Below are 21,818 nucleotides of genomic sequence, written 5' to 3'. Positions count from 1 at the left end.
GCAAGCTCCTCTGCTGTTACCGTTCGACTTGCATGTATTAGGCCTGCCGCCAGCGTTCAATCTGAGCCATGATCAAACTCTTCACTTTAATGATTCGTTTGAAGTGCAACTGTAACCAGTTGCCAGTATGTTGGCAAAACTCAAAGTTCTTAACTTAAAGAACCCACACAGATTGTCTGTACCTGATTTTTAAAGAACTTGGAGGCGCTTGGCCTTTGCAGCTGCTTGCTCAGTGCGTCACAGCGGGAACGTATTTTAATGATTTTCATCCCCTGGTCAACACTTTTTTCACAAAAAATTTAAAATTTTTTTAACATTTTTACAAAAACATGATTTATATCAGCTTTACGAGCCGAAAATTTCTTTTGCCCGGGGTTACAGTTAATTCACCGATTATGGTTTTGGCGCCATAAACCGGCCTATTTTGCCCTCAATAGTGTGATCTGTCCCACTGTTTTGTCCGCAGCCGGGACAAAAAGTGTTCCCCCATTTACCTGGCGCTGCCCGTTCGGGCCAGCCGTGCCTGCGGTCACGGCCGGCCCGGCGCGGCCTGGCCTGACGGCCGCGCGGCCTGCGCGGCCCTGCAGCCAAAAAAAATCCCCCGTCATTATGGCGGGGGATTCTTATCTACCGTTAAGCCGTTACCGGCTGGCGCAGGTCCTTATGTGCCTGGTGGCAGGCTCAGGATGCTACTGGGCGCCCTGGATGCCAGGGGTGCCGAGAGCAGGCTGGTTACCCGGGGCACCCGGGTGACCTGCCGGACGGGAAGCACCGTTAATGGCGCCAGGGCGTGAGCCTGGCAGCACACCCTGCTGGGCTGTGCGGGTTGTGTTTACTGCTGATCCTGTACTCGGCATCATCTTTACCGGTTTGCAGGTCAGCTTGCCATTTTCATCGACATTGAGCTCATAGTGGACCTCAGGCATAAGCTCACCCTGCAGAATGATTCTGGAGAGCGGATCTTCAACCTCACTCTGAATGGCACGACGCAATGGACGGGCACCAAATACAGGGTCAAAGCCCACATTGGCCACGTAGTCGTACAGATGATCATTGATGGAAACTTCAATGCTGGCATCCTTAAGGCGCTTTGACAGGGCGCTTAACTGGATGCGGGCAATGTCCTTGATGTTCTCATGGCTTAATGGATGGAAGACCACAGTCTCATCAATACGGTTGAGGAACTCAGGCTTGAAGTTCTTCTCGAGCACACCAAAGAGCATGGTCTTGATCTGATCATAGCTTGAGCGTCCGGCCTCCTCCTGAATCATGGAAGAGCCAAGATTGGAGGTCATGATGATTACTGTGTTCTTGAAGTCCACAGTACGGCCCTGACCATCGGTCAGACGACCATCGTCCAGTACCTGCAGCAGGATATTGAAGACATCAGGATGAGCTTTCTCAATCTCGTCGAGCAGAATTACTGAATATGGTCTGCGGCGTACAGCCTCTGTAAGGTAACCGCCCTGCTCATAACCTACATAGCCCGGAGGGGCACCGACCAGACGGGCCACTGTGTGCTTTTCCATGTACTCGGACATGTCAATACGCACCATGGCTTTGGTGGAGTCGAACATGAACTCGGCTACAGCCTTACACAGCTCAGTCTTACCTACACCAGTAGGACCAAGGAATAAGAAGGAGCCGATTGGACGGTTTGGATCAGAAAGACCGGCACGGGAACGTCTGATTGCTGAGGAAATGGCAGCTACTGCCTCATCCTGGCCAATCACACGCTGATGGAGATTGTCCTCCATGCGCAGCAGCTTCTGACGCTCACCTTCCATCATGCGCGATACCGGAATACCAGTAGCACGTGAGACTACATCAGCAATCTCAGTATCAGTTACCTTGTTCTTAAGCAGATCGGTCTTCTGACCCTCAGCAGCTGATGCTGCCTTAATCTTCTGCTCGAGCTCAGGAATGATGCCGTACTGCAGCTCACTCATACGGTTGAGGTCGCCGTTACGCTTGGCCACATCATACTCATGACGGGCATTATCAAGCTCAACCTTGTACTTCTGGGTGCCCTCAAGCATGAGCTTTTCAGCCTTCCAGATTTCATCCAGACGCTGGTACTCAGCTTCATTTTCCTTAATGTCAGCATCAATGGCGGCAAGACGCTTCTTGCTGGCCTCATCCTGCTCACGGGCAATGGCCTGACGCTCCATCTTGAGCTGAATCAGACGGTGATCGATACGATCAAGAGGCTCAGGCTTGGAATCAATCTGCAGACGGATGCTGGCAGCGGCCTCATCAATAAGGTCAATGGCCTTATCTGGCAGCTGACGATCGGTAATGTAACGGTTTGACAGAGTGGCTGCTGCCACAATGGCCGGATCGGTAATCTGCACATGGTGATGCAGCTCATAACGCTCCTTCAGACCACGCAGAATGGCAATGGTGCTCTCAACACTTGGCTCTTCTACCAGTACCTTCTGGAAACGACGCTCCAGAGCGGCATCCTTTTCGATGTACTCACGGTACTCATCAAGAGTAGTAGCGCCTACGCAGTGCAGCTCACCACGGGCAAGGGCAGGCTTTAACATATTGCCCGCATCCATGGCACCATCGGCCTTGCCGGCACCAACCATGGTGTGCAGCTCATCAATGAAGAGAATTACCTTGCCGCCCTGCTTGGCAAGCTCATTGAGCACGCCCTTAAGACGTTCTTCAAACTCACCACGGTATTTGGCACCGGCAATCAGAGCGCCCAGGTCCAGGGTCAGCACTTTCTTGTTACGCAGACCCTCAGGTACTTCGCCCTTAACAATACGCTGAGCAAGACCCTCGACAATGGCAGTCTTACCAACACCAGGCTCACCAATGAGCACAGGATTGTTCTTGGTACGACGCTGCAGAACCTGAATGGTACGGCGGATTTCCTCATCACGGCCAATAACAGGATCAAGCTTGCCCTGCTCGGCACGCTCAGTAAGGTCAACTGTATATTTACCCAGAGCGCCACGTGAGCTTTCGGCATTTTCATCATCTACATTATTGCCGGCACGCACAGTCTCAAAAGCCTTAAGCAGCTTCTCGCGGGAGAGGTTGCACTGCTCGAGAATACGCTTGAGGTCGCCCTCTGTCTCCATGGCAGCCATGACGAAAATCTCTGATGAGATAAAGGAGTCCTTGGCTTTCTGGGAGAGCTTGTCACATAAATTTAAGATTCTGCCTGTCTGTGGGGACAGCTGCAGATCACCTCCTACGCCCTGAACGCGTGGCAGGTTGTCTACGGCCTTGTCGACCAGAATTTTTACAGCCTGAGGGTCGGAACCAGCTAAGGTTAACAGCGGACGGATTGAGCCGTCTTCCTGGGCTACCAGGGCAGACATGATATGAACTGGCTCGATAAACTGGTTATCGTGTCCAACTGCTAACGATTGTGCGTCAGATAAGGCTTCTTGAAACTTGACTGTAAAACGATCCAAACGCATATCGTTCCTCCAAAAATAAAATCTACTCTTTGGCTACAGCATCTGCCTGTCCTCAGGCCTAAACACTTTAACCCGGGCCATGGACAGCTTTTCACTTCTACCGGACCACCCTTCCCCTGGCAACCACCGCTTCCACTACAACCATGACTGAAAACACATCAGCTGGCAGCAGCCGGAGGCAGCAGGTAACCGCAGGTGATCTCCTGTACTGAACCCGTGATACCAGAGCCAGACTCATGATATCTATAGACCATCGCCAAGACTGATAAACATGCTGTTTATCAGCTGAGCTTTTGCGGGTTGTGCTTATAGCTCCTACACCATTTTACTTGGGGACAGGGGACAAATAATTAAAGTCCTGAGTCAAAATATTTTTCTAAAAATACCATTAACCCGCTAACTTACCGCCACCATCAAACACAAGCTAAAACCAAAAGTACCTTTTCTCCCCGTGCCACCCCAAAGACCTGCTTGTCCAACACCGCAGCCACTGCAAAAGCTCATGAGCCGCAGCTGGCCGTGCCGCAGCCCGGCCGCCATTGCCAGCTGGCAGCCAGGCGGTACTGTGGCCGGCCCCTGGCAGCTCCATGGCCGTCCCCTGACCGCAGGTCAGACACAGCAGTGAAGCTGACAGCTGGCAGCGGCCATCAGCATACTGCAACGGGCCGGGCAGCGTCGCCTGCCCGCCACGGCGGTTGAAATCTACGACGCTGAAATAACACAGGGGGCATGACCGACCATATCAAATGGTTCGATCATGCCCCCTGTTGTTCAGGCCAGGCCGTCCAGCCGGACGGGCAGCAGCTGCCGCCGCCTGGGAGGTGGTGCTGCTGGATGGCAGGCCGGTCAGTTCAGACAGATGACTGAGGCCATGCGGCCGGTGACACTGGCCTTGCGATAGGAGTAGAACACTGAGGTCTGCATGAAGGTGTCAGCACGGCCGCCAAAGATTGGGCCGTCTACGCCCAGTGAGCGCAGGGTGTTCACTGCCAGACGGTAGATGTGGCACAGATACTTGGGATTGCCCTTGTCATCAGTATGATCCAGCACCATAAAACAGTCCTGGTAACCCTCATCCTTTTTAAGGAACTGCTCTCTTACCTCAGCGCCTATTTCAAAGGAGTGTGGTCCAATGGCCGGTCCCAGAAAGCCGCGAATGCTTTGAGTGCTGGCTCCGAGCTTTTCCATGGCATGGACGCTGTTTTCGATAATACCTCCGGCAATACCGCGCCAGCCGCAGTGGATAGCGGCACAGACATTGTTCTCCTCGTCACAGAGGATCAGAGGAAGACAGTCGGCTGTCATAACTGCAATGGCAGTCTTTTTCTGACTGGTTACCAGGGCATCACAGTCAAAGCAGTCCTGATGCCTGTTGCTTTCATCAACCACAATGACATCAGCTGAATGAGTCTGGTTCATAAAACAGGTATGCTCGAGGCCAAAGTCCTCATTCATGGTCTTGCGGTTGGCCAGCACGTCAGCTTCGTTATCACCGACATGCAAAGCCATGTTGAAACTGTCATAAGGAGCCTTGCTCACACCATCAAAACGGGTGGTGTAGAACGCGGTCACATCGTTTTCAAAGCAGTCAATGATCATGTAGCGCCCCTTATACAGGGACTGCCTGAGATTGTTGAGCACATAGTTTTTGTGCTGCTCCTTCCAGGCATCAAAAGGAGGAACTTCAATTCCATCAACTGTACGTGTCATAACAGCTCCTTAGGCTCTGTCTTTAGTACAGGCCATTGAGTTTGTAATCTTCTCTGAGCAGATCCATGAGGTTCTTCATTTCCTCAGGTATCGGAGCGTCAAAGGACAGGGTCTCTCCGGTTACCGGATGCTCAAATTCGATATGACTGGCGTGCAGGGCCTGATGGCGGTAGGCATTGAGAGCCTGATCAAGCTCGGCACTGGCACCGGCAATATGTTTGATACGGCGGCCGCCATACTGGGTATCACCCAGCAGCGGATGGTGCAGCGAGGCCATGTGAACACGAATCTGGTGGGTACGGCCAGTCTCAAGGCGCAGCTTAAGACGGGTGTGGGCACGATAGCGCTCCATTACACGGTAATGGGTAACAGCCTCACGGCCCATGCCATCAGGCATAACAGCCATACGGGTACGGTTGTGCAGATCACGGCCGATTGGTGCATCCACGGTACCGCCTGCAGTAAGCTCTCCTTCAACAATGGCCTCATACTCACGAACTACCAGATGCTTGCTGATAGCCTTGATGAGGTGATGCTGAGCTGTCTGGCTAAGAGCAATGACCATAAGACCGGATGTATCCTTGTCCAGACGGTGAACAATACCGGCACGGGCCAGCACGGCAGTCTGAGGGAAATGATAGAGCATGGCATTCATCACTGTGCCGTTCTTTACACCGGCGCCAGGGTGAACCACAAAGTTGATTGGCTTGTTAATGACAATCAGATCATCGTCCTGATAGACAATGTTCAGAGGAATATCCTCAGGAACAGCCTCAAGACTTTCAGGCTCATCCATGTGAACCTCAATGTTCTGACCGGCATTGAGCTTGATGCTGGCCTTATTGAGCACCTTGCCGTCAACCAGAACTTTACCCTCATCAATCAGGGTGCGTAAGGCACTGCGCGAATGGCTGTCAATCATGCCGCCAAGAATGGCATCAAGACGCTTGCCATGAAATTCATCAGAAACCTGCAGTGTAATTACATCACTCATTAATAAAATTCTCTTAACTGCTGACCGGACCTGACCTGGCTCAGACTGACCATCAGCTCTGCCTGAACCCGCCACAGCCGGAAACTATATTGCTGATTCCATACTATCACTTTAGGCCTGACAGCGAAAATTTACCCTGTCAGCCCAGCCCAGCCCACAGCACCTGCACCAGCACCTGACCCGCATCCCCCGCACTGGCAGACCTCACTGCCAGTGTAGCCAGCCGCTGCTGCCCCTGCCGCATTAGCCGCTGCTGCCTTACCGCTGCCGTATTGTCAGACCGGAATGCAACTGCATGCCAGCCAGGGCCGTTCAGCCACACTTATGCTGGCCCCATGGATGAGACAGCTAAGATGACCATGAGCTGCCCATGCTGCTGCCTTGCAGTCCTGGCTGACGCTCATGCAGGCCATTGCAGCTGCCGTCCTTACAAGGCAGAGCGGCAAGCCCATGCTCCATGGCTACTCTTCGGCCTCATCAAGGCGGCGCTTGAGCTCTTCCATGGCCTTGATGCAGGTACCGGCGGCAAAGCCACGTCGGGCCAGATATGCCAGCGCTTTCTGGCGCTGTTCATACTCAAGCTCCTGCTCACCATACTTCTTGACCAGGGCATCGTAAGCCAGCTCTTCCCAGTTGACCTCGGCAGCGGCCTCTCTGACCAGCTCCAGGTCCACGCCCTTACGGCGGGCTTCAAACTGAAGCTTCATCGGACCGTACAGGGCAAATTCCATATGACGGACCAGCATTTCGGCATAGCGCTGCTCACTCTGATAGCCTCTTTGCTGGCAGATAAGCAAGGCCTCATCTGTGGCTATTTCGGTATAGCGCTTCAGGGTCTTTTCCCTGAGCTCCTTAGCTGAATACTCTCTTTTGGACAGCAGTCCCACCATGAAATTGACCGCGTCAGGAATGCTCTCGCTGAGCTCACGCGGCTCAGATGAGTAAGAACGCTTCTTATAGGATTTTCTGGCCCACATCTAAGGCTCTCCTGTACACACTCAAAAGTTAATCATGCCCGGCCCCGGCAGTACCTGACGCAGCAGCCGCCTCAGCTGCTGTGCCGCATACTGGCCTGCGCGGCTGTCCTGCTCTGCACTTCATGGTCCCGACTGCGCCTGTCCATGCCCAGACCGCGCACCTGCTCAGATGATCGTGCTGCGCCCCTAAACAAATGACGCAGGCTCCGGGCCTCCACTTATGGAGGGCAAAGCCTGCGTCATTGTACAGTTACCACAGGGTTTCATGACAGTCATGAGCCCCATGGCTGCAGATAGCTGCTGTAAGTTAGAGGTCCTCAGGGATCTCGCTTACGAGCTCCTCATCTTCGACATCCTCAAGAGGTGGCATATCCTCATCATCTGAACCCCCCATGGATGGCTCAGCATCATCGGCAGCACCGAGCTCAGCAGAGCTGGAGTAATCGGAGTTCTGCTTGAAGAAGTCACGGATCTTGGCCTCAAGCTCATCAGCAACCTCAGGATGCTCGTCCAGGTAGCGGATAGCATTGGTCTTGCCCTGGCCAATCTTGGTGCCGTTGTAGGCAAACCAGGCGCCGGTCTTGTCCACAAACTTGAGCTGGACACCAAGGTCGATGAGCTCGCCGTTCTTGGAAATACCGTAGTTGAAGAGAATCTGGAAGTTGGCCTGCTTGAATGGCGGGGCAACCTTGTTCTTTACAACCTTTACGCGGGTCTCGTTACCGATGACGGTGTCCTTCTCCTTGATTGGAGTTGCCTTGCGGATATCAAGACGTACAGAGGCGTAGTACTTCAGAGCGTTACCGCCGGTGGTGGTCTCAGGGCTGCCGAACATCACACCGATCTTCATACGCAGCTGGTTGATGAACACAACCATGCAGTTAGCCTGCTTGATGGTACCGGTAAGCTTACGTAAGGCCTGGGACATCAGACGAGCCTGCAGACCTACGTGATTGTCACCCATGTCGCCTTCAATTTCTGCCTTTGGTACCAGGGCAGCTACGGAGTCCACGATGATAACGTCGATACCGCCGGAACGGACCAGAGTCTCAACAATGTCCAGAGCCTGCTCACCGGTATCTGGCTGGGAGAGCAGCAGATTGTTGACCTGAACACCCAGCTTCTGAGCATAAATGGTGTCCAGAGCGTGCTCGGCGTCCACGAAAGCACAGACCTTGCCGCGCTTTTGAGCCTGAGCAATCAGTTCGAGAGTTAAAGTGGTCTTACCAGAGGACTCAGGACCGTAGATTTCGATAATACGGCCCATTGGCAGACCGCCCACACCAAGGGCGATATCGAGAGTCAGGGAACCGGTTGGGATGGACTCAATTTCTACCATCTCACCCTGACCAAGGCGCATAATGGCGCCCTTGCCAAACTGACGCTCGATGTGTTCCATCGCAGCTTCAATGGCCTTTTGCTTTTTTGGATCAGTTGTAAGATTGGAAGCGAGCTTGCTGCCTGAGCCTGCTGAGCTGCCAGTATCTTTTTTTGCTTTATTTGCACCTGCCATAGAACATCACCATTTAGGGGTTAAAAAATCTTCTGCTGAAATTGTAGCGGATTTATCAGCCCGTCGCATATTAACGACAGCTAAATTATCGCCAGCATGAAATCTCAATTGATACCATGCTTTGCCGCCGCCAGTGCAGCTGTGCAAAGCATGCAGGAAATCTGTGGTGCTCTTACCCCGCACCAGGGTTAACTATCAGTCGGCAGCCAATATCGACAGCCAGGGCTTCTCCTGCCCTGCCTCATCGGGCCGTCATGCTCATGCAAAAGACATGTCATGAACCGGCATAAAACCAGAGGACCAGTCGGCTGTCAGCGCCCGCTCCGGATATATTCGACCTGATAACAGCTCAAGTCCCGGGCAGCTTCCATATACACTGATGCCCTTTGAGCCAGATAATGATAGCGAAGCGTACCCTGCAAAAAAACCTCTGCAGTTCGTTTGAGAAAAAATTGTTCGCCTCTTCGCAATTATAAGCCATAGCAAGGATCAATGCCCTGCACCTGTCTCCGTCCCATCCGCCTGTCATGCCCAGGAACTGAGCCATTGACAGCACAGAGAGCGGAGCGCAGTCCCGCCACATCTACAAAGCTACACAACTGTAAAGATGCAAAGCTGCAAAGCTGCCTCACAGTTGTACCACAGTACTACAGGGGCTCGCCGCTGGTCTGTCGCTGCTCATAGCCCTCAAGGCTTTTACCACTGCTCAGTGTCAGCAGACCATTGAGCGCCTCAAGGACAGTAGCTTTACGTACCTCTGAGCGGTTGCCAGGGAAATGATGGCACTTTACATGGCAGCTGTCATCGCTGCGACGCTTAAATGCAATGCACACAGTGCCCACAGGCTTAAGCTCTGTGCCGCCACCAGGACCGGCAATACCTGTTACCGCCACTGCAATGTCAGCACTGGAGTGATTAAGAGCCCCGCTGACCATCTGACATGCAGTCTGAACACTCACGGCTCCCCATTGAACGAGTACCTGCTCACTTACCCCAAGAAGCTGCTGCTTGGCCTCATTGGTGTAGGTGATAAAGCCACGGTCAAACCATGCAGATGAACCGGCAATCTCTGTAATGGCTGCTCCTATCAGACCGCCAGTGCAGGATTCAGCAGTAGCAAAAACATGACTGTGCTGCTCATAGTCCTGAGCAAAACGGGCTGCAGTTTCCTCAAGAGCGTTCATGTCCATTGGTTATTCCTCTCATTAACAGTCTCGTAACTGGTACCGATCATACACAGCTAATATCACTCTGACAGCAATTACAGCGATTTTGCCCTGTAAACAACTCCTAATTGCAACCCTCCCTGTGCCGCCAGGGCAACAACCTGCCCTCAAGAGCAAAGCCGTGCCACAACACAGGCAATACAGGACCATATAAGACAGGGTTTAAGGCAAGCATATGCCGAAACGGCATTTTGCACTGCCCTGTCTAAATCATCGTGCAGCATTACTCATAGTTTCAACATTTAACATATATGAATACATGGCACTCATATTGCTTTAGACAAACCTAATAGCACCATGTGAGAACAAGCCTAAAGGGCAAACAATGAGTTAGCGGCCGTATAAGGCCATAAGGGAGATTAACTATGGCCCTGTACGTAAACACGAATGTCTCGTCCATTAATGCCCAGCGCAAGCTGGCTAACAGCACTCTGAGCTTAAACACCTCATACCAGAGGCTGTCCTCGGGCCTGCGCATCAACTCCGCCAAGGATGACGCAGCCGGTCTGCAGATCTCCGACCGCCTGACCTCCCAGATTAACGGCCTGAACCAGGGCAACCGCAACACCAATGACGGTATCGCCCTTGCCCAGACCATCGAAGGCGCGCTGGACGAAACAACCAACATGCTCCAGCGCATCCGTGTACTGGCAGTACAGTCCGCTAACGGCACCAACTCCGAAGCCGATCGTAAGGCCCTCCAGGAGGAGGTTACTCAGCTCTCTGAGGAGATTAACCGTATCGCCCGCCAGACTACTTTTGCTGGTGCAAAAGTACTTAATGGTAAGAACAATCCTAATCCTCAAGGTGGTAACCACTTAAAAGAAACTAACAGCCTTATTCCTGATAACGGAAAGATTGTCTTTCAGGTAGGTGCTAATGCAAATGATACTCTTTCACTGAACTGGGGAGAGCCGTTTACATTGTCAGGCTTAGCCGTAATGGCTCAGATCGGTAAAGCTGAAGGTGCTGGTCAAAATGCTGGTAAAAACGGACTGTGGCTAAGTGATGCAAATAACGGCAAGTCAAAAGTACGCTGGACCATTTCGACTGCAGATTTAGCAACTAATACACTTGCTAATATCGACAAGGTTATCCAGGCTGTTGACTCCAAGCGTGCAGGCCTTGGCGCTCTCCAGAACCGCATGGAAAGCACCATTAGAAATCAGGCTTCCATTTCTGAAAATGAGGCTGATGCACGCAGCAGAATTCGTGACACAGACTTCGCCGCTGAGACCGCCGCTCTGACTCAGAACAACATCATCCAGCAGGCTTCCCAGACCGTTCTGGCCCAGGCCAATCAGCGTCCTACTATCGCTCTGAGCCTGTTGGGACAGTAATTTGGAATAGTAATTTCTCTCTCTATATCTTCCAGGGCGGGTTGCAAAACCCGCCTTTTTACTTTTACACGGATTTATATGTATGGCATGTCCATTGCAACTGGACTTATAAAACTATGCCCATGTCCATGACATGCGAACGATAAGAGAAGATTATGTAGCGGCCGAATTTAGGCTGTAAGGGGAGTTTGAATATGGCTCTTTACGTTAATACGAATGTTTCATCCATCAATGCCCAGCGCAAGCTGAGCAATGCCACTCTGAGCTTAAATACCTCATACCAGAGACTCTCCTCAGGCCTGCGTATCAACTCCGCCAAGGATGACGCCGCCGGCCTTCAGATCTCCGACCGTCTTACCTCCCAGATTAACGGCCTCAACCAGGGCAACCGTAACACCAACGACGGTATTGCCCTTGCCCAGACCATTGAAGGTGCTCTGGACGAGACCACCAACATGCTCCAGCGCATCCGCGTACTGGCAGTACAGTCAGCTAACGGTACCAACTCCGAAGCCGATCGTAAGGCTCTCCAGGAAGAAGTAACCCAGCTGTCTGAGGAAATCAACCGTATTGCTCGCCAGACAACATTTGCTGGTGCTAAGGTTCTTAATGGTAAGAACAACCCTAATCCTCAAGGTGGTAACCATTTAAAAGAAACTAACAGCCTTATTCCTGATAACGGCAAGATCGTTTTCCAGGTTGGTGCTAATGCTAATGACACTTTATCCCTTTTATGGGACCAACCATTCACAATGTCTGGCCTGGCAGTTATGGCCAACATAGGTAAGGCTGATACAGGTGCAGATAAAGGTAAAAACGGCCTGTATCTCAGTGATGGAACCAACGGTAAATCCAAGGTACGTTGGACCATTTCTACAGCTGATTTTGCTACAAACACCCTTGCAAATATCGACAAGGTAATCCAGGCTGTTGACTCCAAGCGTGCAGGCCTTGGCGCTCTCCAGAATCGTATGGAAAGTACCATTCGCAACCAGGCTTCCATTTCCGAGAATGAGGCTGATGCCCGCAGCAGAATTCGTGACACAGACTTCGCCTCTGAGACCGCTGCGCTGACTCAGAACAACATCATCCAGCAGGCTTCCCAGACCGTTCTGGCCCAGGCTAACCAGCGCCCTACCATTGCTCTGAGCCTGTTAGGTCAGTAATCAGATTTTTTCTCTTATCATCGAGGCGGGTTTATCCCGCCTTTTTGCTTTGTATCGCACGTGGTTGCGTGGCATAGGCATTGCAGCCTGATCATTAGAAACTGTGCCCATGTCCAGGACATGCGAACGATAAGAGAAGATTATTTAGCGGCCGAATGCAGGCTGTAAGGGGAGTTTGAATATGGCTCTTTACGTTAATACGAATGTCTCATCCATCAATGCCCAGCGCAAGCTGAGCAATGCCACTCTGAGCTTAAATACCTCATACCAGAGACTCTCCTCAGGCCTGCGAATCAACTCCGCCAAGGACGACGCCGCCGGTCTTCAGATCTCCGACCGCCTGACCTCCCAGATTAACGGTCTCAACCAGGGCAACCGTAACACCAATGACGGTATCGCCCTTGCCCAGACCATCGAAGGCGCCCTGGACGAAACCACCAACATGCTCCAGCGCATCCGTGTGCTGGCTGTTCAGGCTGCCAACGGCACCAATTCATCTGCTGACCGCAAGGCTCTCCAGGAAGAAGTCACGCAGCTCTCCCAGGAAATCAACCGTATCGCCCGTCAGACTACCTTTGCTGGTGCAACTGTCATCAATGGCAAAGCAGTTACAGGTAATAATGCCGCAAACAACAAACACCTGAACAACCCTAACAGCCTTATTCCTGGCACTGGTAATAATGCAGGCAAGATTATTTTCCAGGTAGGCGCTAATGCAGGCGATACACTTACTCTTAACTGGGCTGATGCTTTCACATTATCAGGCCTGGCAAAGATGGCCGGCTTACCGCAGGCAACTAACAACCCTGGTAATGCCCCTGTTAATGCTCAAAAGGGTCTCGTTGTAGACAACAATCTACTTTCTGAAGTTAGATGGACAATCTCAACTGCATCTTTAGCAACCAACACACTTGCAAACATCGATGCTGTAATTCAGGCTGTAGACTCACGCCGTGCTGAGCTGGGCGCAATCCAAAATCGTATGGAAAGCACCATTAGAAATCAGGCTTCCATTTCTGAGAATGAGGCTGATGCCCGTAGCAGAATTCGTGACACAGACTTCGCCTCTGAAACTGCAGCTCTGACCCAGAACAACATCATCCAGCAGGCTTCCCAGACTGTTCTGGCCCAGGCTAACCAGCGTCCTACTATCGCTCTAAGCCTGTTAGGTCAGTAATCAGATTTTTCTTTCTCTCTTATCATCAAGGCGGGCTTATCCCGCCTTTTTGCTTTCTGGATTTTGCCTTATCCGGCCCGCTGCTGCATGGCATAGCCATTGCAGACAGAGAAGATAACTATGCACATGTCCATGACATGCGAACGATAAGAGAAGATTATGTAGCGGCCATTATTCAGGGCTGCAGGGGAGTTTGAATATGGCTCTTTACGTTAATACGAATGTTTCATCCATCAATGCCCAGCGCAAGCTGAGCAATGCCACTCTGAGCTTAAATACCTCATACCAGAGACTCTCCTCAGGCCTGCGTATCAACTCTGCAAAGGATGACGCCGCCGGCCTTCAGATCTCCGACCGCCTGACTTCCCAGATTAACGGCCTCAACCAGGGTAACCGTAACACCAATGACGGTATTGCCCTTGCCCAGACCATCGAAGGCGCCCTGGACGAAACCACCAACATGCTCCAGCGCATCCGCGTGCTGGCAGTCCAGTCCGCTAACGGCACCAACTCTGCTTCTGACCGTAAGGCCCTTCAGGAAGAAGTTACCCAGCTCTCCCAGGAAATCAACCGTATTGCTCGTCAGACCACCTTTGCAGGTGCTACCATTCTTAATGGTCCAAGAGATAATACTAATCAGACTGCACATCTTAAGAACACAAATAGTCTTATACCAAGTGTGGGTGCAGCAAATGCCGGTAAGATTGTTTTCCAGGTGGGCGCTAATGCCAATGACACTTTATCCCTGAACTGGTCTGCTGCATTCACCATGTCTGGCCTGGCTAAGATGGCTGGCTTTGCAGCAGCCGTGGATATTCCTGCTGCTGGTGGTAATAAGCCTGATGCAAAGAACGGCATTGTTACTGATGCAGGCAATAAGGCCGAAGTGCGCTGGACTATTTCTGCCGCATCATTAGCTCAGTACACACTTGCTAATATCGATAAGATAATCCAGGTTGTTGATTCCAAGCGTGCTGGTCTTGGTGCTCTCCAAAATCGTATGGAAAGCACTATTCGCAATCAGGCTTCCATTTCCGAGAATGAGGCTGATGCCCGCAGCAGAATTCGTGACACAGACTTCGCCTCTGAGACCGCTGCGCTGACTCAGAACAACATCATTCAGCAGGCTTCCCAGACTGTTCTGGCCCAGGCAAACCAGCGTCCAACTATCGCTCTGAGCCTGTTAGGTCAGTAGTCAGATTTCTTTCTCTCTTTATCATCAAGGCGGGATTATCCCGCCTTTTTGTTTTCTGCTTTTTGCTTTTTGCTTTTTGCTTTTTGCTTTTTTGCTGTTTTGTGTCTGGTGTCTGGTGTTTACCGTTTATTTGTTTTGATGGTCTGGATGGCGCTAATTGCAACCCTCATTTGCGTTACAGGGCGGCATTTCGTGCCATCATAAGGGCACTGACTATTGCAGGAACTTCCCTGATGTGGCGGGAGGGTTACAGCTTTGTATTTTCCCTGACCATTTGAACGGGGTTGAGCCTGCAATCGCGTATAATTCAGTGCCGTCCCCGTTATGAGTCTGTGGCTTGTGATGTGGGGCGAATTTTGTGGTCAGCTTCGGGCTTTCCTGCATACAGATGCAGGTGTGCCGGGGCTGGCGCTGTGGCTGGGCCGGGCGGCGCGCGGTTGCGCGCTGGCCTGGTGTCGGCTGCAGGGGACAGGATGCCGCTGCTGTGATGCTGCGGGCGTTCTGCTGTGGCACTTAACTGTCCTGTGGCGGCAGGTAGCGAGGTTTGCATGACTGAAGGAATCAATGTTGATGAGCTGACGCCTATGATGCGTCAGTACTTCGAGGTTAAGAAGAACTATCCTGATACCCTGGTGTTCTACCGCCTGGGTGACTTCTACGAACTCTTCTTTGATGATGCCCGCACCGTATCCAATCTGCTGGATATCACCCTGACCCGCAGAGGCAATCAGGGCGGCGCTCCTGTCCCTATGGCCGGTGTTCCCTACCATGCCGCCGACAACTACATTGGCCGTCTTATCAAGATGGGCCGCTCAGTAGTTATCTGCGAGCAGGTAGGTGACCGCACCAAAGGTGCCATGATTACCCGCAAGGTAACCCGCATCATTACCCCTGGTACTGTTACCGATGAGGGCATGGTCCCTGACAATCAGGACAATGTACTGTGCTGCGTCTTTGAGGAAAAGGATCGCTTTGCTCTTGCCAGGCTCAATATCAGTACCGGACAGTTTCTTGTTACCGAGCTTGATTCCATGGCTGAGCTGGGCATTTTACTCTCCAAGCTCAATCCTGCCGAGCTGCTCTATCCTGAGCGCTTCCGCTATTTCCAGGATATACAGAATGTCACCTGCCGCAAGGCTCTGCCACTGTGGGACTTCAACTATGACGGTGCCTTAAAGCAGCTGTGCACTCAGTTCAAGACCCGTTCCCTGAGCGGCTTTGGTATTGCCTCCATGAAGCTGGGCATACGCGCTGCCGGTGCTTTGCTCAACTACGTCAAGAGCACCCAGAATGTAGACATTGAGCATGTCACCTCCATTGGCAATGACAGCCTTTCAGGCATGGTGATTATTGACCGCACCGCCCAGAAGAATCTGGAGCTGGTCGACAATCTCAATGGCAATGACAGGGCATCGGTGCTGGGTGTACTTGATGAGACCCGTACTCCTATGGGTACCCGTCTGCTGCGCTCCATGCTGGTCAATCCGCTGCGCAATAACGAGCAGATCAACAGCCGCCTTGATCTGGTTGAAGCCCTGCAACATGCCCCTCGCTCAGTAGAGCTTACCGAGCTGCTCTCCTCCATGGGCGACCTTGAGCGCATTGTGGCCCGTATTGGTCTGCGCTCAGCCAAGCCTCGTGACCTTTCCAAGCTGCGTGATGCCATTGAACTGCTTCCGCAGTTCCGCTCCCTGCTGCTCGAAGGTACCGGCATCACCCCAGAGCAGCTTGATGCCGGCATTAAGCCGGAGGTCGGCGATGATGAGGCCGCTGTTGCTGGTGCTGCTGGTGCCGCTGGCACAGATGGCGCAGCTTCGTCTGACAAGGGCCGCAAGTCTGGCAAGGCTGTCAGGGCCACCAGAAGCAAAAAGAAAGCTGCCCCTGGCAAGGCCGCAGCAGGTAAAGCTGATGGTGCCGGCAGTGACTCTGAGAGTTTTGATGAGCCACTGTTCAAAGTCACTGGAGCTGAGGGTCCTGGCCCTGCCGATGTGGCTGCACAGCTTCAGGAATCAGCTGAGGCTGCTGCCGATGCTGCTGATGGGGCTGCCGTTACTGAGCTCAATGATGATGTGCCAGTGGACGAGTGGGATGAGGCAGATGATGCTGCAGCCGGAGCTGCAGCTGGTGGTGACGCTGGCGATGTGGCTGATGCAGGTTCTGATTCTGCTGATGCTGGTGATGCTGGCGATGACTGGGATGATGAGCTTGACGGGGCTGACAGCCAGAGACCTGAGGAGCTGGTGGCTGCCGGGGAGATAACCGGTCGCATGAAGCTGCTGCTGGCTGAAAAGGCCGGCATGCTCCCTGACCTTGGGGACATGGGTACGCTGCTGCGTAGGGCCGTAGCTGAATTTCCGGCTCTGATGATTCGCGATGGCGGAGTGATTGCCGAGGGCTTCAATCAGGAGCTCGATGAGCTGCGTGATCTGCAGAACGGCTCAGAGAATGTGCTGCTGGCCATTGAAGAAAGAGAAAAGGCCCGCACCGGTATCAATACCCTCAAGGTGCGCTTTAACAATGTGCACGGCTACTACATTGAGGTCTCACGCCTGAGTGCCGACAAGGTGCCTGCCGAGTATGTACGCCGTCAGACCCTCAAAAACAGTGAGCGCTATATCACCCCTGAGCTCAAGGTACTTGAGGAAAAAACCCTGTCTGCCAGGACCCGCTGCCTGCAGCTGGAAAAGGAGCTTTATGACCGCCTCATTGAGGAGCTCATTTTAGCCCTGCCACGTCTGAGCGCTTTTGCTCATAACATTGCCATGCTCGACGTTTCCCTGTCGCTTGCGCGCGTGGCTCTCAAGCGCCACTATGTCAGACCGCAGCTGAGCACTGACAGCCATATCAAAATTGTTGAAGGCCGTCATCCTGTGGTTGAGGCTATCAGCGACAGCCAGTTCATAGTCAACAGCCTCGAGCTTAACTCCCAGAAGTCGCTTGCCGTCATTTCCGGTCCTAACATGGGTGGTAAATCCACCTTTATGCGCCAGACTGCTCTGATTGCCATCATGGCCCGCATAGGCTCCTTTGTGCCGGCTTCTGAGGCTGTAATTGGCGATATTGACCGTATCTTTACCCGTATCGGCGCCTCTGATGACCTGGCTTCAGGCCGTTCTACCTTCATGGTGGAAATGGAGGAGACTGCCACTATTGTCAATAACGCTACCGCCCACAGTCTGGTGATTATGGACGAGGTAGGCCGTGGCACTTCAGGTGCTGAAGGTGCAGCCATAGCAGAGGCCATTGTGCAGTTCCTGAGCCGCAAGGTGCGTCCTCTGACCATGTTTGCCACTCACTACACCGAGGTTACAGCTCTGGTGGAGAATTACGCCAATGCCTTCAACCTGTGCTTTAATGCCCGTGAGTTCAATGGGCGCATGGTGTTCTTCTATACCGCTCAGCCAGGCCGTCAGTCCCGCTCCTACGGTATTGAGGTAGCCCGCCTGGCCGGTGTTCCGCCAGCCATTACCAAAAGTGCCATTGGCTTTTATAACGCCCGCACCAAGGAGCTTGAGTCAGCTGACATATTTACCGCTCCGCTGCTCAATCTCTCCGAGGACGCTCTGGAAAGCGGAGCTCAGGAAAGTGACAATGGTCAGGCTGCCGGCGATACCCAGGGAGCTCAGCTGGCTGAAGCACTGCGCAATGCCAATGCTCACATTGCCAGCCTCGAGGCTCGCGTGTTTGAAAGCGAGGCTGCCAAAGCCACTCTTGAGCATGAGCTCAAGGCCTCACATGAGCTGCGCAATGTCATTGCCACCATCGACCTCAACAGCCTTACCCCGCTTGAGGCTCTTAATACCTTAAGCCGCCTCAAGGAGAGCCTGCGCTCACGCGAGGAATAAGGCCATATCCATTCCGTGGCTCTGCCATGGCCGCAGGTCTGTCCGGCACCGGGCGCGGCCTGGAGCCGTATCCATGGCCGTGGCTCTGCGATGGCCCTGAGCCTGGACCGGCACCGGGCGCAGCCTGGGGCCGGGCAACTGGGCCATAGGGCTACGCCTGGAACCGGGCAACAAAAAAGCTCCTGTCACCTTGCGGTGGCAGGAGCTTTTTTGTTGTGCCGAAGCTGGAAGCACGGCCCCGCAAGGGACGTGCTTACTTGGGCTATTTTGGCAGGTAGCTGACCGGATTTACGGACTGACCACGGTAGCGGATTTCAAAGTGCAGACGTGGTGAGGCGGCATCGGTATTACCCATGCGGGCAATGTGCTGACCGCGCTTTACCTTCTGACCTTCCTTGACCAGCATGACGTCATTGTGGGCATAGGCTGACAGGTACTCATTATTGTGATTGATGATAATGAGGTTACCAAAGCCACGCAGAGCGTTGCCTGAATAAACTACCTGACCGTCAGCTGCAGACAGAATGGCCTGGCCACGGTTACCGGCAATATCGATACCCTTGTTGCCCTGCTCGGCAGTGGAGAACTGCTCGATAACCTTGCCTGATGTTGGCCATGACCAGGTAACACCGGCTACCTTGCGGGTCTTGGAATTAACAACAGGAGTCTGGGCTACAGGTGGAACCTTGTTAACAGCCGGAGCCTGAGCTGCAGGCTTGCCAGGCTGGGTGGCGGATGGAGCCTTCTGAGGAGTGGTCTGGGCAATCTGAGACTGCTGACCTGCTACCGGTACTTCAGCCGGGCGGGCTGGCTGAGGACGGCTGGTGTCCTGAGAGTTCTCACGGCTGAGCAGAATTCTCTGACCTACAGTGAGATTGTATGGAGGCTCAAGATTGTTAACACCTGCAAGGAAAGATACAGACTGATTGTTCTTGCGGGCAATGGAGTAGAGGGTATCACCCTTCTGTACTACATAGCTTGGAGCACGCTGGGACTGCAGCTTTAACAGCAGTACCTGACCAAGGGCCAGATTGTATGGTGGCTCGATATTGTTGATACGGGCAAGAGCGTGGTAATCAAGGCCATAGCGGAAAGCGATGGAATACAGGGTATCGCCCTTGATAACTACATAGCGCTCAGGCAGAGGGCCCAGAGCCTTGACCTGTCCAGCACGGGCCTCAGGAGCACCCACGGCAGTGGTGGAGGCAGCTGGAGCGGCAGCACGGGTCTCGATGGAGCGCTGCATGGCGGCTGAATTGGATACGTCCTTTGAGGCCTCAGCGCTGTCAACAAGCAGCCAGTTGCCTGAAGAGTCAGATGGCTGGGCAGCTGATGCCAGCTGAGAAGGGGAGCCGGTGCCTGCAGCTCCGGCAGCGGCAGCCGGGGTACTGTTCTGGGCAATGAGGTCACCCTGTGGCAGAGCGCTGGAGGCGGTACCAGCGGTGGCGGTGCCAGCGGTTACCTCTGGCAGAGGACCATCAGGTACGCCACCGATAAGGGAGCCGCCCTGGACATCATCGTAACCGGCAAGGCTGTTGCCAGTGTAGGTAACAATGTTGTCCTCTACAGGCATGACTGTGTCATAGCCTGTGGACTGAGAAGGGAGGGCTGATACAGCCGGAGACTCAACTGGGGTTTCTAAAGGAACATCGGTGAGCACAGGGGCAGTGTTGTTAACAGCACGCTGTGCCTGCTGGGCAGCAGAGTTCACTGTGGCCTGAGCGCGGGTCACATCAACGACGCGGCCCTGGCTGTAATTCTGATTAGAGGTCTCGCATCCTGTGACTAAAGACACTAATACAGAAAGTAAGGTCATGCTAATCATTGTTTTCATCAACTTTATCGGCCCTCTCCTTGCAACTCTTCGGATACAGGTCAGGACATTTTCCATCAAAAATCTGCACACAGCATTACGGTCAGAGCCGGAGGCGCTGTGCTGCAGCCTGGCAGCACCTGTGCTGATTATATGCAGCAATGGCCTGTCAGCTGCCCCAAGACAGCCGGGCCTTTATGCTGGTCCTGTTCAACACCAGGTGCAGAGAACCTGACGGTCCATGAACAGGGTGCAATACGCCTGCATATGTTCACAAACTCCCCATGCTCTCCAGGAAATATCGCAGATCTTCCCGCTTTGCAGGTACCGGGCATTAAACCTCATGCTCAGCACCCTGGCAGCAGCCTGACCGGGCATACTCCCATGTCATCCGGACAGCCTGGCAGCTATTCATACTGATGAATTACCGCTGTTGATCTTGTGCGATCTGATCAGTATATCAAGATAGCACCCCTACTTTATACAATTATCGCTATTTAGCTGTCCATATCAGCCCCAATGCCCCATCAGCAATCACAGCCCGGGCGCGCTCCGGTCCACACTGACAGCTCCGGCGTGCGCCACGCGCCGTCGCCGCAGCCGGGATATGCCGGTGGCAGCGGCAGCCAGGCCGATCCCGTGGCTGCAGCAGCGGCCGCGTGGATCAGGCAAGGCAGCTGCGGACATGAAAAAGGGCGGCCTTGAGGGCCGCCCGGGCACCGGCTGCTGCCGGCTGCTGATACTGTACAAATTATTATGGTCTCATCTCAGACCAGTGTGCCTAAATCATCATCTTGTAGCCGATATAGCCCACCAGCAGGATGACGCAGGCCCAGCCGATGTAATCGATATAGCGGCGAATGGCGTGCTCCATCTTCTCACCGCCGTACATGATGATACCGGCTTCAAGGAAGAAGCGCAGACCACGGCCCACCAGGGAGATAAGGACGAAATTGATAATGGTAAGCATGCCGACGGAGCCGGTGCTGGCCACGCTTTCGGCGGCAACCACACCTGTGGTGACGGCAATGACCTTGTAAGGCACAGGGGTAAAGGCCCCGATGAAGATCATCAGAATACCGTACTCCATCGTGAACCATTCACGAACCTTTTCCATGGAGGCCTCGTAGTTGAGCCATCTGATAAAGTCGGCAATCCACGGATCATAAATGAAGTAGCCAAGGTAATAGCCCACTACCGCACCAAGCACTGAGGTGATAACAGTAATGGCTGCGTAATACAGGGAACGCTCAGGACGGGCAAGGCACATTGGTGCCAGCATGACATCAGGAGGGATAGGCCAGAAAATGGATTCAATAAAGCTGTTCAAGCCAAGAAAGAGCGGAGCTTTACGATGCTTGGCAAGTTTGATACAGATTTCGTAAAGGCCGGAAAAAAGATTCAACTTCACGGGATATACCT

12 protein-coding genes, 1 rRNA gene and 1 pseudogene are annotated in these 21,818 nt (G+C 53.1%); 5 read left to right on the top strand and 9 right to left on the bottom strand.

All coding sequences use genetic code 11. The features are described 5' to 3' along the window. The 7 genes and pseudogenes from MXE41_RS10815 to MXE41_RS10785 all read right to left on the bottom strand — a co-directional run. Window positions 1-88 (bottom strand): 16S ribosomal RNA (locus tag MXE41_RS10815); the annotation flags it as partial. 808 nt (window positions 89-896) lie between these two features. Then, window positions 897-3,440: pseudogene (gene clpB, locus MXE41_RS10810) on the bottom strand (ATP-dependent chaperone ClpB); the annotation flags it as partial. An 846-nt stretch (window positions 3,441-4,286) separates the two neighbouring features. Further along, window positions 4,287-5,150: a peptidoglycan editing factor PgeF gene (gene pgeF / locus MXE41_RS10805; protein ID WP_246978994.1), complete on the bottom strand. Its 864-nt coding sequence runs from the start codon at window positions 5,148-5,150 to the stop codon at window positions 4,287-4,289. Window positions 5,151-5,172: 22 nt separating this feature from the next. After that, a complete protein-coding gene (rluD, locus tag MXE41_RS10800) occupies window positions 5,173-6,144 on the bottom strand; it encodes a 23S rRNA pseudouridine(1911/1915/1917) synthase RluD (protein ID WP_246978995.1) in 972 nt (323 codons plus the stop codon). A 461-nt stretch (window positions 6,145-6,605) separates the two neighbouring features. Further along, window positions 6,606-7,121 carry a regulatory protein RecX gene (locus MXE41_RS10795; RefSeq protein WP_247100496.1) on the bottom strand — a complete coding sequence of 172 codons (516 nt, stop codon included), beginning with the start codon at window positions 7,119-7,121 and terminating at the stop codon, window positions 6,606-6,608. 307 nt (window positions 7,122-7,428) lie between these two features. Then, window positions 7,429-8,634: a recombinase RecA gene (gene recA, locus MXE41_RS10790; protein WP_281503596.1), complete on the bottom strand. Its 1,206-nt coding sequence runs from the start codon at window positions 8,632-8,634 to the stop codon at window positions 7,429-7,431. 647 nt (window positions 8,635-9,281) lie between these two features. Beyond that, the gene (locus MXE41_RS10785; RefSeq protein WP_247100495.1) at window positions 9,282-9,824 is read right to left on the bottom strand and encodes a CinA family protein; all 543 of its coding nucleotides are present in this window, start codon (window positions 9,822-9,824) and stop codon (window positions 9,282-9,284) included. A 401-nt stretch (window positions 9,825-10,225) separates the two neighbouring features. Here MXE41_RS10785 and MXE41_RS10780 point away from each other — a divergent pair, with 401 nt between their 5' ends. The 5 genes from MXE41_RS10780 to mutS all read left to right on the top strand — a co-directional run bounded on the left by MXE41_RS10780 (window position 10,226) and on the right by mutS (window position 18,583). Next, the gene (locus MXE41_RS10780; protein ID WP_247100494.1) at window positions 10,226-11,200 is read left to right on the top strand and encodes a flagellin; all 975 of its coding nucleotides are present in this window, start codon (window positions 10,226-10,228) and stop codon (window positions 11,198-11,200) included. 194 nt (window positions 11,201-11,394) lie between these two features. Beyond that, window positions 11,395-12,366: a flagellin gene (locus MXE41_RS10775; RefSeq protein WP_247100493.1), complete on the top strand. Its 972-nt coding sequence runs from the start codon at window positions 11,395-11,397 to the stop codon at window positions 12,364-12,366. A gap of 181 nt (window positions 12,367-12,547) precedes the next feature. Beyond that, window positions 12,548-13,543: a flagellin gene (locus MXE41_RS10770; RefSeq protein WP_247100492.1), complete on the top strand. Its 996-nt coding sequence runs from the start codon at window positions 12,548-12,550 to the stop codon at window positions 13,541-13,543. A 199-nt stretch (window positions 13,544-13,742) separates the two neighbouring features. Then, a complete protein-coding gene (locus tag MXE41_RS10765; protein WP_247100491.1) occupies window positions 13,743-14,738 on the top strand; it encodes a flagellin in 996 nt (331 codons plus the stop codon). Window positions 14,739-15,286: 548 nt separating this feature from the next. Next, window positions 15,287-18,583 carry a DNA mismatch repair protein MutS gene (gene mutS / locus MXE41_RS10760; RefSeq protein ID WP_247100490.1) on the top strand — a complete coding sequence of 1,099 codons (3,297 nt, stop codon included), beginning with the start codon at window positions 15,287-15,289 and terminating at the stop codon, window positions 18,581-18,583. A gap of 262 nt (window positions 18,584-18,845) precedes the next feature. Here the strand turns inward: mutS and MXE41_RS10755 are convergent, their stop codons facing one another. Beyond that, a complete protein-coding gene (locus tag MXE41_RS10755; protein WP_247100489.1) occupies window positions 18,846-20,399 on the bottom strand; it encodes a peptidoglycan DD-metalloendopeptidase family protein in 1,554 nt (517 codons plus the stop codon). Between the two features lie 778 nt (window positions 20,400-21,177). After that, window positions 21,178-21,807 (bottom strand): YqaA family protein, encoded by a 630-nt coding sequence (locus MXE41_RS10750; RefSeq protein ID WP_246978852.1) that lies wholly within the window; start codon window positions 21,805-21,807, stop codon window positions 21,178-21,180. Window positions 21,808-21,818: the final 11 nt, after the last annotated feature.

This window comes from Anaerobiospirillum sp. NML120449, assembly GCF_023051105.1.
Classification (GTDB): Bacteria; Pseudomonadota; Gammaproteobacteria; order Enterobacterales; family Succinivibrionaceae; genus Anaerobiospirillum.
This window is presented reverse-complemented; position numbering and strand designations above follow the sequence as displayed.